Raw genomic sequence first — 12,514 nt, 5'->3', positions numbered from 1 at the left:
CCCGCTCGTTGGCCGGACGCAACAAGGAGTGATGCGTGGAGAATTTGGCCCGCGAGGCGATACGTGCCCAAGGGGCGCGAGTCACCGCGACCCGGGTGCACGTCTTGGCGACCCTGATGGAGGCGGCCAGCGCCCTGTCGCATCAGGAGCTGTTCGATCGCATTGGATCATCGGTTTCCGTCGACCGGGTCACGGTGTACCGGGTGCTGGAATGGCTGGTGCAGACCGGCCTGGCGCATCGCATTGCCGGAGAAGACCGTGTCTGGCGATTCAGCGTTGCGCGGCCGGGCGACGAAACGGGGCCGGACCATGCGCACCATCACCACGGCGAGCCGCATGGGCATTTCCAGTGCGACGTTTGCCGCCGCATGTATTGCATCGATGCGCCCGTGGGCATCCAGCAGAATCTCGACCGTTTGCCCGAGGGGTTCGAAGGCCGCGATGTGGAAATAGTAGTGCGCGGGCGGTGCCCGGCTTGTGTGCGCACCGGCCGCAAGGCGGGCAACGGGCGCAACGCGCATTGAGGCGTCCATGGGGACGCATGTGCAAGGAGTTGTATAGATGAAGGCTGCGGACACTACACCGAAGCAGATTCCGGTAACTGTCCTGACGGGATTCCTGGGAGCAGGCAAGACGACGCTGCTCAATCGCATTCTCACCGAGCAGCACGGCCGCCGGATCGCGGTGATCGAGAACGAGTTCGGGCCTGAAGGCATCGACAATGATTTGTTGATCCAGGAGCGCGGCGAGCAGATCGTCGAGATGAACAACGGCTGCGTGTGCTGCACGGTGCGCGGCGACCTCGTGCGCATCCTGATCGACCTGAAGGACAAGCGCCGCCTCGGCGCGATCGACTTCGAACGGGTCATCATCGAGACCACCGGCATGGCCAATCCGGGGCCTGTTTGCCAGACCTTCTTCATGGAAGACGAGGTGGCCAGCCACTTCAGGCTGGACGCCGTGATCACGGTGGTGGATGCCAAGCACGGCATGCAGACCCTGGACGAGCAGCCCGAGGCGCTCAATCAGGTGGGGTTCGCCGATCGCCTGCTGGTTTCCAAGGTGGACCTGGTGAGCGATGCCGAGTACCAGGCGCTGCGCTCGCGCCTGGTGCGCATCAATCCGCGTGCCCCGATCACGCCGGTCAACTTCGGGCAGGTCGATCTCAAGGAAATCCTGGACATCAATGGCTTCAACCTGAACGCCATCCTGGACATCGATCCTGAGTTCTTGTCCGAAGAACATCCGGACGCCGCCGAGCATGGCCACGATCACGATCATGACCATGACCACGACCACGGTCATGGCCACGGTCATGGGCATGGCGAGCACTGCGCGGTGGAGGGCTGCAATGATCCCAGTCACCACCATGGCCATCATCACCATCACCACCACGACGACGCCATCGGGGCCTTCGTCTTCAAGTCGGACAAGCCGTTCGACCCGATGCTGCTGGAGGAATTCCTGGGCGGCGTGGTGCAGGTGTACGGAACGGATTTATTGCGGTACAAGGGTATCTTGTACATGAAGGGCGTGAACCGCCGCATGTTGTTCCAGGGCGTGCATATGCTCATGGGCGCCGACGCCGGGCGGCCGTGGGCGCCGGGCGAGAAACGCGGCAGCAAGATGGTGTTCATTGGCCGCAACCTGCCCCGCGACATATTCATGCACGGCCTGGAGCAATGCTTGGTGAATTAGCCCCCTCTAGGCGCTGACGCGCGCCCCCCAAGGGGGCGATGCGGACGGGGCCGGCGAAGCCGGATCCGCTGCATCCTGGACGGGGTGGGTGACTGTGCTGTGGGAATTGGACGGCTTTATCGATAGCGGAGCATTTTCATGGCAACAAAAGCGTCAAGCAAAACTTTGAGCGTTACTCAGGAGGACGCGTTGGAAAACGTGGTGACCAAGCCGGCTGGAGCCGTGCTCTCTGAAAAAGAGTTGTTGGCCATGCCCGAAGCCGACTACATGAACGAAGCCCAGCTCGCCTTCTTCAAGCACAGGCTGCAGGAAATCGAACGCGAACTGCTGCAGAACGCGGGCGAAACCACCGAGCACCTGCGGGAAACACCTTTCGTTCCCGATCCCGCGGACCGAGCCACGATCGAGGAAGAGCATGCGCTGGAGCTGCGCACCCGCGATCGTGAGCGCAAGCTGCTCAAGAAAGTGCAGCAGGCCCTGGCCCGCATCGAGTCGGGCGAATATGGTTGGTGCGAGGAAACCGGCGAGCCCATCGGCATTGCCCGCCTGCTGGCGCGGCCGACGGCCACCCTCTCGCTGGAGGCGCAGCAGCGCCGCGAGTTGCGGCAAAAGCTGTACGGCGACTGATCCGGGCGAGATGCAAGCCGGCGGCGCCCCTCGGGGGCGCCGTTTTTTTTGGGCCCTTGAAGAATCGCAGGTCCGGCCTCACTATCGTTAGAATCGCACGCGCCCCGCCGCGGGGCGCCGGCAATCGGCCCGGCGGGCCGCTCGTGCCGCCTTCTCCGGGCGGCTCACCAGGAACAGCATATGGAACAATTCCACGGCACGACCATCGTCAGCGTGCGTCGGGGCAACCGGGTTGCCCTCGGGGGAGACGGGCAAGTCACCCTGGGAAATATCGTCATGAAGGGCAGCGCCCGAAAAGTCCGGCGCCTGTACAAGGATTCGGTGCTGGCGGGCTTTGCCGGCGCCACGGCCGACGCGTTCACGTTGATTGAGCGCTTCGAAGGCAAGCTCGAGAAGCACCAGGGCCACCTGCTGCGGGCGGCGGTAGACCTGACGCGTGATTGGCGCACCGATCGGGTATTGCGCAGATTGGAGGCCATGCTGATCGTGGCCGACCGCGAGACGACGCTCGTGCTGACCGGAAACGGCGACGTGCTCGAGCCCGAGCACGGGCTGGCCGCGATCGGCTCGGGCGGTGCGTACGCCCAGGCGGCGGGGCTCGCCCTGTTGCAGAACACCGAGCTTGCGCCCGAGGAAATCGTCAGGAAGTCGCTGGCCATCGCAGGCGATCTTTGCATCTACACCAATCAGCATCACACCGTCGAGGTGTTGGAATGAACATGATGACGCCCGCTGAAATCGTCTCGGAACTGGACAAATACATCGTCGGCCAGGACCGCGCGAAGCGTTCGGTGGCGATCGCGTTGCGCAACCGGTGGCGGCGCCAGCAGGTGCCCGAACCGCTGCGGCATGAGATCCACCCCAAGAACATCTTGATGATCGGGCCCACGGGCGTGGGCAAGACCGAGATCGCGCGCAGGCTGGCCAAGCTGGCCGATGCGCCCTTCGTCAAGATCGAAGCCACCAAGTTCACGGAAGTGGGCTATGTCGGGCGCGATGTGGATACCATCATCCGCGACTTGGTCGAGGTCGCGGTCAAGCAGGTGCGGGAGGCTGAAATGCGGCGGGTGCGCACCCAGGCAGAGGATGCCGCCGAAGACCGCATTCTCGACGTGCTGGTGCCGCCTGCGCGCGACGCCTACGGTAACCCCCAGCGCGAGGAGAACTCCGCGCGACAGGTTTTCCGCAAGCGGTTGCGCGAGGGGCAGCTCGACGACAAGGAAATCGAAATCGAGGTTGCCCAGCCGGTGCCCCAGATGGAGATCATGTCTCCCCCGGGCATGGAAGAGATGACGGAACAAATCCGCAATATGTTCGCGGGGCTGGCGCAGGGCAAGAAGAAGGTGCGCAAGCTGCGCGTGAAGGAAGCCTTCAAGATGCTGGTCGAAGAGGAGGCCGGCCGGCGCGTGAACGAGGAAGACTTGCGCGCGAAGGCATTGGCCGCCGTGGAGCAGAACGGCATCGTGTTCCTCGACGAGATCGACAAGATCGCGACGCGTCAGGACGTGGCGGGTTCGGACGTCTCGCGCCAGGGCGTGCAGCGGGACCTGCTGCCGCTGGTGGAAGGTACCACCGTCAACACCAAGTACGGCATGGTTCGCACCGACCACATCCTGTTCATCGCGTCCGGCGCCTTCCATTTGTCGCGTCCGTCCGATTTGATCCCGGAGCTGCAGGGCCGCTTCCCGATACGGGTCGAGCTCGAGTCGCTCACGGCCAAGGATTTCGTCCGCATCCTGTCAGAAACGGATGCCTCGCTGGTCAAGCAATACACGGCGCTGCTGGCCACCGAAGGGGTGAAGCTCGAGTTCACCGAGGACGGCATCGAGCGGCTGGCCGAGCTGGCCTATGCCGTGAACGAGAAGACGGAAAACATCGGCGCACGCCGCCTCTACACGGTCATGGAAAAGCTGCTGGAGGATTTGTCGTTCGACGCGACCCGCCGCAGCGGCGAGGTGGTGCGTATCGACGCCGAATACGTGAACAAGCAGCTGGAAGAAACGGCCGCGCACCAGGACTTGGCGCGCTACGTGCTGTAGACAGTCCTGCACGCGGCCGGTGGGACGGCGCGCTGCTGCGCGCCGTTTTTTATTTCGGCTGGATGGCCGTGATGGTGTACTGGCCCTGGATCTTTTCCGCCGCGAACCGCACGGAGTCGCCGGGCTTGACCCGATTCAGCATGGCGGGGTCGGCGACTTTGAACACCAGGGTCATGGCGGGCAGCTGCAGGTTCGGGATGGGCCCGTGTTTGAGGGTGATCTTGCCTTGCGCGGCGTCAATGCGGCGTACCTCGCCTTCTGCGTTGAGCGCTTGCGCGAGCGCCGCGCCCGCGGCTAGCGCGAGTGCGCCGACCGTGGCAATGCGGGCGAGTAAACGTTTCACGGCATTCTCCTTTCTGCGATGAGCGGGACAAACGCTCGCTGATACGGCCAATGCTAACAGGGTTCCACCGCGGTGCCGGGCGTAGGCGGGCACGGGTTTCATGATCCGTGACAAACATCGACGCCTTCGGCCACGCGGCGACTGCCTATTCCGGGCGTGGCCAGCCCCTCCAGGATGGGGCAGTCCGGCCGGTCGTCGCCGTGGCAGTGCGAGGCCAGCTGTTCGAGCGTGGCTTTCATGGCCTGCAGGCCCTGGATTTTTTCTTCCAGTTCGGCGATGTGGTCGCAGGCCAAGCGCTTGACTTCCGCGCTTGGGCGCTCGCGGTCGTTCCACAAGGCAAGCAGCTTGGCGATCTGCGGGATGGAAAAGCCCAGATCGCGCGCGTTGCGTATGAACTGCAGCGTGTGCACGTCGCTCTGCCGGTAGAGGCGGTATCCGGCCTCGGTGCGGCGCGCCGGCGGGATCAGGCCGATGGCTTCGTAGTGACGGATCATTTTGGCCGATACGCCGGAGGCCGCAGCGGCCTGCCCGATATTCAGCATTTGCATGGACAGTCCTCCGTGTCGCTGGTTCGCCCGCGCGAAGCCCGTTCGTCGCCGGGCGGCGAATAGGCCAGGCCTCGCGCGAGGGACTCCCTGTCATCCTAAACCTTAACATCGTGGCAAGGTAAACGGCTGCCTTGCACCTGTCCTGCTCGGGCAAGGGATGTGGGAAAGCCTGTTGAAACCCTGTGGAAATGCAGGGGATATCCATGTGGAAAAGTTGTGGAGAAGGGTGTGGATGGGCTGTGGGCAAGCTGTGCGTTACCTGGGGAAAAGCGGTGGGTAAGCCGCGCGCACTTGTGGAGAAGCTGTGTAGAACGCTGTGGGCAAGCCTGGGGATAGCGACGGGATATCCTGTGGACGGATGCCCGGCCGTGCAGTGGCTACAATTGAAGATGTTTGTCCATTTTTCCCGGGCGCGCTGCCATGACCGACACCAACCAAGCCGATTCCACGTCTTCAGAACAGGGGCCGCTGGCCACGCTTACGCCGCAGGTCAAGGCCAGTGTGCTGGCCGAGGCCCTGCCCTACATCCGCCGCTTCCACGGCAAGACCATCGTCATCAAGTACGGCGGCAACGCCATGACGGAAGAGCGTCTCCAGCGCAGCTTCGCGCACGACGTGGTCCTGCTCAAGTTGGTGGGGCTGAATCCCATCGTGGTGCACGGCGGCGGCCCGCAGATCGACGATGCACTGCGGCGCGTGGGCAAGCAAGGCACCTTCGTGCAAGGCATGCGGGTGACCGACGCCGAGACCATGGAGGTGGTGGAGTGGGTACTGGGCGGACAGGTCCAGCAGGACATCGTGATGATGATCAATGAGTACGGCGGCAAGGCAGTCGGCCTGACCGGCAAGGACGGCGGCCTGATCCGCGCCCGCAAGATGCTCATGCCGGATAAAAACAACCCGGGCGCCCAGCTCGACCTGGGCTTCGTGGGCGAGATTGCGTCGATCGACCCATCCGTGGTCAAAGCCTTGCAGGACGACCAATTCATTCCCGTCATCTCGCCCATCGCCTACGGCGAAGACGGCATGGCGTACAACATCAACGCCGACCTGGTGGCCGGCAAGATCGCTGAAGTCATGCAGGCGGAAAAGCTGATCATGATGACCAACACGCCGGGCGTGCTGGACAAGAACGGCAATCTGCTGACCGGCCTGACGGCAGCCCAGATCGACGAGCTGTTCGCAGACGGCACGATTTCCGGCGGCATGCTGCCCAAGATCTCGTCGGCGCTCGAGGCGGCCAAGAGCGGCGTTCATTCGGTGCACATCGTCGATGGACGCGTCGAACACTGCCTGCTGCTGGAAATCCTGACCGCGCAAGGCGTGGGCACGATGATCCGCTCGCATTGATGGGCGGCCCTCACGCGCCTGCGCGCGCGAAGACGCTTTACGTCAGCGAGGTAGCCGCTGCGGTGACTGGCGTGCCGTCGGTCGCCTCGCCGCAGCGCAGGCAGGTTCGCAAGCCGCTCGGGCGGGTGCGGCTGGCGCGTCGCCCGGCCCGTTCGGAAAAGAACGGGCTGGTGTGGTTCTTCGACCTGGATAACACCCTGCACGATGCGTCCCACGCGATCTTCTCGCACATCGACCTCTCCATGACCGAGGCGGTCATGGAAACTTTGGATGTTTCGCGCGAGGAGGCCGATGCGCTGCGCAGGCGGTACTGGCAGCGGTATGGCGCGACACTGATCGGCATGGTCAAGCATCACGGCGTGTCGGCGGCGGAGTTCCTGCACCGCAGCCACAACTTTGACGTACGTCCGCTGGTGCGCACGGACAAAGACCTGCGTAACCGTTTGTCACGCCTACCGGGCCGCAAGGTGCTGCTGACCAATGCGCCGCACAACTACGCCCGCACGATCCTCAGCCATCTCGGCATCTTGCATTGCTTCGATGCGCTGTGGGCAGTCGAGGACATGTACTTCCATGGCGAGTTTCGGGTCAAACCGTCCACCGCCATGCTGCGCCACGTCATGGCCATGACCGGAGTAAGTCCTCACAATGCAGTCTTGGTGGAAGATACTTCCGCCAACCTGCGGGCGGCCCGGAAAGTCGGGATGCGGACCGTGCTCGTGCGCCATCCCGGCACGCCTTTTGCCAAGTCGCACCGAGGGCGTCCGCTTTTCATCGACCTTCAAGTAAACTCGGTCAGTCACTTGTTGTTACAGCGTCGCGCCCTGCGGCGCAGTTGACCGCGCCGGCCACGGTTGCGGACCTGCAAAGCGGGCGAACTCGTTTCTCTCCTTTGCACGGAAACCTATCGCGACATGGCCTCTAGCAAGTCAGGCGAGCGCAAGGCCCAGATCCTCCAGATGCTGGCCGAGATGCTCGAACATCCCAAAGGCGAACGAATCACCACCGCAGCCCTGGCAGCACGCTTGCAGGTTTCCGAGGCGGCCTTGTACCGGCATTTCGCGAGCAAAGCCCAGATGTTCGAGGGGCTCATCGAGTTCATCGAGAACTCGGTGTTCGGCCTGTTCAACGCCATTTCCGGTTCCGAGACCAGTGGCCTCATCCAGGCACGCAAGGCCATCCTGATGCTGCTCACCTTTGCCGAGCGCAACAAGGGCATGACCCGCGTGCTGATCGGCGATGCCTTGGTATCCGAGGACGAGCGGCTCCAAGAGCGCATGAACCAGTTCCTCGACCGCGTCGAGGCGTCGCTGCGGCAATGCCTGCGCAATGCGCTCGCCTTGAACGAGCTGCCGCCTACCGACGATATCCACGCACGTGCCAGCCTGATTCTGCACTTCATCCTGGGGCGGTGGCAACGGTACGCCAAGAGCGGCTGGAAAAAATCCCCCACCGAATTCATCGACGTGCAGATCCAGGTCATGTTGAGCTGAGCATCGCCGACGCCGCCTGTGCGTCTGCACGGGCGGACGCGGTACCATGCGCGTGCAGCGACGCGATGTCGAACTCAGGCCATGTAAAGGAAGGTATCGATGCGGAGATGGACTTTATTCGCGCTGTCGATGGCGCTCGCCGCGCCGGCTGGCGCGCAATCTGATTGCAGCAACCAGGCCAGCCAGGCCGGAATGAATGCTTGCGCCGAGCAGGCGCTCAAGCAGTCCGACGCTGAATTGAACAAGACCTACCGAGCCATCCTGGCCCGGCTGAAGGACGATAAGCCGCTCGCGCAGCGGCTCGTCTCCGCGCAGCGGGCATGGATTGCCTATCGCGATGCCGAGTGCCAGTTCTCGAGTTCGCTGGCCGAGGGCGGTTCGTCCTATTCCATGGTCCGGGCCATGTGCCTTGCGCAGCAAACCCGGGCCCGCACCGAGGCGTTGCAGGCGTACCTGAACTGCCAGGAGGGCGACCTGAGTTGTCCCGTGCCGGCTCCGTGACGCGTCGGTGACGGTTCCATGATGGTGTTGCTGGCCGCGGTCGTCGTGCTATTCGGCGCCTGGGGCGGGCTGGCCCTGGCTTACTGCACGGCGCTCGCGGGGCGGGTCCGTGCCGTCTCGCTCACAGCGTGGCTTCTCGTGTGGGCGGCTGCCCTGGCCGGCCTCGCGACGGGGTGGCACGCCGGGCTGGCACTCTTTGGCGTGGCGGCGATCGTCCTGCTGGCATGGTGGATGAGCCTGCGCCCCTCGAATGAGCGCGCCTGGATACCGGAGGTCGCCCGGCAGACGCACGGCGAGGTAGAGGGAGATCGCGTCACGCTGTACAACGTGCGCAACTTCACATGGCGCAGCCCCTCGGATTTCGATGAGCGCTGGGAGACGCGCACCTACGAGCTTTCGCGCATGCGTTCGCTCGACCTCGCCCTCTCGTATTGGGGGAGGCCTGCCATCGCCCATGCGATGTTGTCGTTTGGCTTCGACGACGGCCGGTACATCGTTTTCTCGGTCGAGATCCGCCGCAAGCAGGGCGACCAATTCTCTGAAATTGGCGGCTTCTTCCGGAACTATGAGCTGAGCGTGATTGCGGCGGACGAAGAAGACTGCCTGCGCGTGCGCACGAACGTGCGCGGGGAGGATGGGCACCTTTTCCGCATACACATGCCCCGCGAAGCCATGCGGTCTTTGTTCCTCGCCTATGTCGAGACTGCCAACGACCTCGTGCGCCGGCCCCGCTTCTACAACACGCTGACGGCCAATTGCACCACGCTGGTATTTCAGATGGCGCAGCGCATCGTGCCCGGTCTGCCGCTGGATTACCGGCTGATTTTCTCAGGTTACTTGCCGGAATACCTGTTCGAGCTCGGCGCCTTGCGCGGTGCGGATGACGTGACCGCCTACCGCAGCGCCGGCCGCTATACGGATCGGGCACGCCGGACAGCGGAAGGGGAGTCCTTCTCCCGCAACATCCGGCTCGGGGTGCCAGGCGTGGAGCCGTAACGGAGGGCTATCCGGCCGCGTGATGTCCGCACACGGGGCAGCCGGGGTCCCGGCTCACGCGCACCTCATGCCACTTCATGGCCAGCGCGTCCAGCATGAGCAGCCGCCCCGAAAGACTGGTTCCGGTACCGGTCACGATCTTGATGGCTTCGGCGGCCTGGGTCGAGCCGACGATGCCTACCAGCGGCGCAAAGACGCCCATCGTGGCGCAGTTGACTTCTTCCACGTCTTCGCCGTCGGGAAACAGGCAGTGATAACAGGGCGCGTCCTCGCGCCTGAGGTCGAATACGCTCACCTGGCCATCGAAACGGATCGCCGCACCCGAGACCAGTGGCTTGCGGTGGCGGACACAGGCCCGGTTGATGGCGTGGCGCGTGGCGAAGTTGTCGGTGCAGTCGAGCACCACGTCCGCCGCGGCCACCTGGGCGCCCAGGCTTTCGTCCACCAAGCGTTGCGTCAACGCGTGCACGGAGACGTCCGGATTGATGGCATTGAGCGTCTGTTTGCCTGACTCCGCCTTATACCTGCCTACCCGGTCAGTCGTGTGGAGGATTTGGCGCTGCAGGTTGGTGAGGTCGACCGTATCGTGGTCGGCCAGCACTAGGCTGCCCAGGCCCGCCGTGGCCAGGTAGAACGCCGCGGGAGAGCCCAGCCCTCCCGCGCCCACGATCAGCGCGCGCGCCTCGAGGAGGCGCTGCTGCCCTTCGATACCGATCTCGTCGAGCAGCACATGGCGCGAATAGCGCAGTAACTGCTCGTCGTTCACTTGGCCGGCGTCGGGGTGGGTTGCTCGGGAGCCGCGGGTTTCTTCGCGTCCTGGGTCGCTTCACGGGCCCGCTCGGACGGCGTCTTGTTGCGTTCTGCGAGCTCCGCGGCGTCCTTGGCGACTTCCTCGGCCTTGGCCAGCTGCACCGGCTTGCCGGCGAGCAGGTTCAAGGCCTGGGCGAGCTGGAAGTCCTCGGGACCACCGAACTCGATGGGCTTGACCGGCTTGCGCTGCGCCGCCTTGGCCGGGTCCTGCGGGGCGGACTTGGTTTCGCCGTCGGGATCCTTGTCGTTGAGCAGGTGCTTGGCGAGGTCCGCCTCGCGCGGGCGGTCGTAGAGATCGCCTTCGGGCGTGTCGGTGACCGGATAATCCGGCACGATGCCCTTGGCCTGAATGGACCGGCCGCTCGGGGTGTAGTAGCGCGAAGTCGTCAGCTTGATGGCCGACTCCCGGGAAATCGGCAGGATGACCTGCACCGAGCCCTTGCCGAAGGTCTGGGCCCCCAGCACCTTGGCCCGTTTCTGGTCTTGCAGGGCGCCGGCCACGATTTCCGAGGCCGAGGCCGAGCCGGCGTTGACCAGCACCACCATGGGCACGGTCTTGGTCCAGGCGGGCAGGCGCTTGATGTAATCCTCGCTGCCGCGCAGGTAGTCCGAGGGGACGGTCTTGTACTGGCGCTTGGCGTCGGGCGTGCGCCCGTCGGTGGAGACCACCAGGGTGTTCTGCGGGAGGAAGGCTGCCGACACCGCGATCGCACTATGCAGCAGGCCGCCCGGGTCGTTGCGCAAGTCCAGGATCAGGGCCTTCGGCGGGCCGTTCTTGCCCAGGCGCTCCAGGTGCGCCGCGAGGTCGGCGCCGGTCTGCTCCTGGAATTGGGCGATCCGGACGTAAGCCGTGTTGTCCTCCAGCATCTTGCTGCGCACGCTCTGGACCTTGATGATGTCGCGCTCGATGGTGACCACGATCGGCTGCGGTTCGTTCTTGCGTACCAGCGTGAGCGTGATCGAGGTCTTGGGCTTGCCGCGCATCAGCTTGACGGCGTCGTTGAGCAGCAGGCCCTTGGTGGACTTGTCGTCGATCTTGACGATGAGGTCGCCGGCCTTGACCCCGGCGCGCGCGGCTGGCGTGTCTTCGATGGGCGCAATCACCTTGACGAAGCCGTCTTCAGTGCCCACCTCAATGCCGAGGCCGCCAAACTCCCCCTGGGTGGCAGTCTGCATTTCCCGGTAGGCCTCGGCGTCCAGATAGGCCGAGTGGGGGTCGAGGTCGGACAGCATGCCGGCGATGGCACCGTCGATCAGCTTCTTGTCTTCGACGGGCTCGACGTAGTTGTTCTTGATCGTGGCGAAGACGGTCGAGAACTGCCGAAGCTCTTCGAGCGGCAAGGGGCCGCGGGTCTCTTTCTGCGCGACCGCCGTAATTCCCAGGCTGATCAGTACGCCGGCAACGATGCCCACGCTGACCAAGCCGAAACTGCGAACTTTACTCTTGCTGCCCATGTATTCCTCCGGGCCCGGGGCTGGATGTCGGTGTGTGAGTATGACACCCAGTGGGTCTCTCGGGTTCTCGTCGATTGTCGAAATGTGGTGTGCGTGCGCGCGGCGATCAGGATATCCGGGTCGGACGGCTCAGCGCAACGAGACCCACTTGAGCGGGTCGAACGGCGCGCCTCGGTGCCGCAATTCAAAGTATAGGCCTGATTCGGCCTGGCCTCCCGTGGCCCCCACCTGGGCGACGACGTCGCCGCTCTTGACGTCATCGCCGACGTGGCGCAGGACCGCCTGGTTATTGCCGTAAATCGACAAATACTGGCTGCCGTGGTCGATGATCAGCAGGTTGCCGAACCCCCGCAGCCAATCGGCGAACACCACTTTGCCGGCCGCCACCGCCCGGACCTCGGTGCCCTCGGGCGCCCGGATGAACACCCCCTTCCAGGTGCCGCCTTCGCCACGCGATGCGCCGAAACGGCCCACTACGTCGCCGGCGACGGGCAGGCGCAGGCGGCCACGCAGTTTCTCGAACTGGCCGGTGAGCGAGGGGTCGGGCACCAGGGTGTTGCGCGCGACGGCCTGCTCGGGCGGCGGCTCGGTGCGGGGAGGGGGCGGCTGGCCGGCTTCCCGCGCCGCCTGCTCGGCCGCCCGGCGGGCCTGCTC

Annotated in this window: 15 protein-coding genes; 10 read left to right on the top strand and 5 right to left on the bottom strand. The window is 64.5% G+C overall.

Going from position 1 to position 12,514, the window contains the following annotated elements; translation table 11 throughout:
- Window positions 1–35: 35 nt before the first annotated feature.
- The 5 genes from IRZ12_RS01490 to hslU all read left to right on the top strand — a co-directional run bounded on the left by IRZ12_RS01490 (window position 36) and on the right by hslU (window position 4,364).
- Entirely contained in the window at window positions 36–524 is a 489-nt protein-coding gene (locus tag IRZ12_RS01490) for a Fur family transcriptional regulator (protein WP_296463352.1), read from the top strand.
- A 37-nt stretch (window positions 525–561) separates the two neighbouring features.
- Window positions 562–1,698: a GTP-binding protein gene (locus IRZ12_RS01485; protein WP_296463350.1), complete on the top strand. Its 1,137-nt coding sequence runs from the start codon at window positions 562–564 to the stop codon at window positions 1,696–1,698.
- 249 nt (window positions 1,699–1,947) lie between these two features.
- Window positions 1,948–2,325, top strand: coding sequence for an RNA polymerase-binding protein DksA (gene dksA, locus IRZ12_RS01480; RefSeq protein ID WP_296463401.1), 378 nt, complete (start codon window positions 1,948–1,950; stop codon window positions 2,323–2,325).
- Window positions 2,326–2,505: 180 nt separating this feature from the next.
- A complete protein-coding gene (hslV, locus tag IRZ12_RS01475; protein ID WP_296463348.1) occupies window positions 2,506–3,042 on the top strand; it encodes an ATP-dependent protease subunit HslV in 537 nt (178 codons plus the stop codon).
- Between the two features lie 5 nt (window positions 3,043–3,047).
- A complete protein-coding gene (gene hslU, locus IRZ12_RS01470; protein ID WP_296463399.1) occupies window positions 3,048–4,364 on the top strand; it encodes an ATP-dependent protease ATPase subunit HslU in 1,317 nt (438 codons plus the stop codon).
- Between the two features lie 49 nt (window positions 4,365–4,413).
- On the opposite strand, the gene IRZ12_RS01465 is transcribed toward hslU, so the two are convergent.
- Window positions 4,414–4,707, bottom strand: coding sequence for a copper-binding protein (locus IRZ12_RS01465; protein WP_296463346.1), 294 nt, complete (start codon window positions 4,705–4,707; stop codon window positions 4,414–4,416).
- A 98-nt stretch (window positions 4,708–4,805) separates the two neighbouring features.
- Window positions 4,806–5,246, bottom strand: a complete 441-nt coding sequence (cueR, locus tag IRZ12_RS01460; RefSeq protein WP_296463398.1) for a Cu(I)-responsive transcriptional regulator — start codon at window positions 5,244–5,246, stop codon at window positions 4,806–4,808.
- Window positions 5,247–5,675: 429 nt separating this feature from the next.
- Between cueR and argB the strand changes: the two genes are divergently transcribed.
- The 5 genes from argB to IRZ12_RS01435 all read left to right on the top strand — a co-directional run bounded on the left by argB (window position 5,676) and on the right by IRZ12_RS01435 (window position 9,595).
- Window positions 5,676–6,605: an acetylglutamate kinase gene (gene argB, locus IRZ12_RS01455; RefSeq protein ID WP_296463343.1), complete on the top strand. Its 930-nt coding sequence runs from the start codon at window positions 5,676–5,678 to the stop codon at window positions 6,603–6,605.
- Window positions 6,605–7,444, top strand: a complete 840-nt coding sequence (locus IRZ12_RS01450) for a pyrimidine 5'-nucleotidase (RefSeq protein WP_296463340.1) — start codon at window positions 6,605–6,607, stop codon at window positions 7,442–7,444. Before argB ends, IRZ12_RS01450 begins: the two co-directional genes overlap by 1 nt.
- 75 nt (window positions 7,445–7,519) lie before the next feature.
- Window positions 7,520–8,098 (top strand): nucleoid occlusion factor SlmA, encoded by a 579-nt coding sequence (gene slmA / locus IRZ12_RS01445; RefSeq protein WP_296463339.1) that lies wholly within the window; start codon window positions 7,520–7,522, stop codon window positions 8,096–8,098.
- Between the two features lie 99 nt (window positions 8,099–8,197).
- Window positions 8,198–8,599 (top strand): lysozyme inhibitor LprI family protein, encoded by a 402-nt coding sequence (locus tag IRZ12_RS01440; RefSeq protein WP_296463337.1) that lies wholly within the window; start codon window positions 8,198–8,200, stop codon window positions 8,597–8,599.
- Between the two features lie 18 nt (window positions 8,600–8,617).
- Window positions 8,618–9,595, top strand: a complete 978-nt coding sequence (locus IRZ12_RS01435; protein WP_296463335.1) for a DUF4105 domain-containing protein — start codon at window positions 8,618–8,620, stop codon at window positions 9,593–9,595.
- Window positions 9,596–9,602: 7 nt separating this feature from the next.
- Here IRZ12_RS01435 and IRZ12_RS01430 read toward each other — a convergent pair whose 3' ends face one another.
- The 3 genes from IRZ12_RS01430 to IRZ12_RS01420 form a co-directional block, all read right to left on the bottom strand.
- Window positions 9,603–10,361, bottom strand: a complete 759-nt coding sequence (locus tag IRZ12_RS01430; protein WP_296463333.1) for a molybdopterin-synthase adenylyltransferase MoeB — start codon at window positions 10,359–10,361, stop codon at window positions 9,603–9,605.
- Window positions 10,358–11,860 carry a S41 family peptidase gene (locus IRZ12_RS01425; RefSeq protein ID WP_296463330.1) on the bottom strand — a complete coding sequence of 501 codons (1,503 nt, stop codon included), beginning with the start codon at window positions 11,858–11,860 and terminating at the stop codon, window positions 10,358–10,360. The genes IRZ12_RS01430 and IRZ12_RS01425 overlap by 4 nt, the downstream gene beginning before the upstream one ends.
- 129 nt (window positions 11,861–11,989) lie before the next feature.
- Window positions 11,990–12,514: peptidoglycan DD-metalloendopeptidase family protein (locus tag IRZ12_RS01420; protein WP_296463327.1), on the bottom strand; the 525-nt coding region annotated here is incomplete at its 5' end.

The sequence above is a fragment of the Pigmentiphaga sp. genome (genome assembly GCF_019689535.1).
Classification (GTDB): Bacteria; Pseudomonadota; Gammaproteobacteria; order Burkholderiales; family Burkholderiaceae_B; genus Pigmentiphaga.
Note: the sequence above shows the minus strand (reverse complement) of the source record. Positions and strands in the feature narration are given on the sequence as shown.

What these genes read in the sequence shown, in the direction of transcription:
- IRZ12_RS01485 (WP_296463350.1), top strand. Translation starts at nt 562, where the DNA reads ATGAAGGCTGCGGACACTACACCGAAGCAGATTCCGGTAACTGTCCTG.
- dksA (WP_296463401.1), top strand. Translation starts at nt 1,948, where the DNA reads ATGCCCGAAGCCGACTACATGAACGAAGCCCAGCTCGCCTTCTTCAAG.
- hslV (WP_296463348.1), top strand. Translation starts at nt 2,506, where the DNA reads ATGGAACAATTCCACGGCACGACCATCGTCAGCGTGCGTCGGGGCAAC.
- hslU (WP_296463399.1), top strand. Translation starts at nt 3,048, where the DNA reads ATGACGCCCGCTGAAATCGTCTCGGAACTGGACAAATACATCGTCGGC.
- argB (WP_296463343.1), top strand. Translation starts at nt 5,676, where the DNA reads ATGACCGACACCAACCAAGCCGATTCCACGTCTTCAGAACAGGGGCCG.
- IRZ12_RS01450 (WP_296463340.1), top strand. Translation starts at nt 6,605, where the DNA reads ATGGGCGGCCCTCACGCGCCTGCGCGCGCGAAGACGCTTTACGTCAGC.
- slmA (WP_296463339.1), top strand. Translation starts at nt 7,520, where the DNA reads ATGGCCTCTAGCAAGTCAGGCGAGCGCAAGGCCCAGATCCTCCAGATG.
- IRZ12_RS01440 (WP_296463337.1), top strand. Translation starts at nt 8,198, where the DNA reads ATGCGGAGATGGACTTTATTCGCGCTGTCGATGGCGCTCGCCGCGCCG.
- IRZ12_RS01435 (WP_296463335.1), top strand. Translation starts at nt 8,618, where the DNA reads ATGATGGTGTTGCTGGCCGCGGTCGTCGTGCTATTCGGCGCCTGGGGC.
- IRZ12_RS01425 (WP_296463330.1), bottom strand. Translation starts at nt 11,860, where the DNA reads ATGGGCAGCAAGAGTAAAGTTCGCAGTTTCGGCTTGGTCAGCGTGGGC.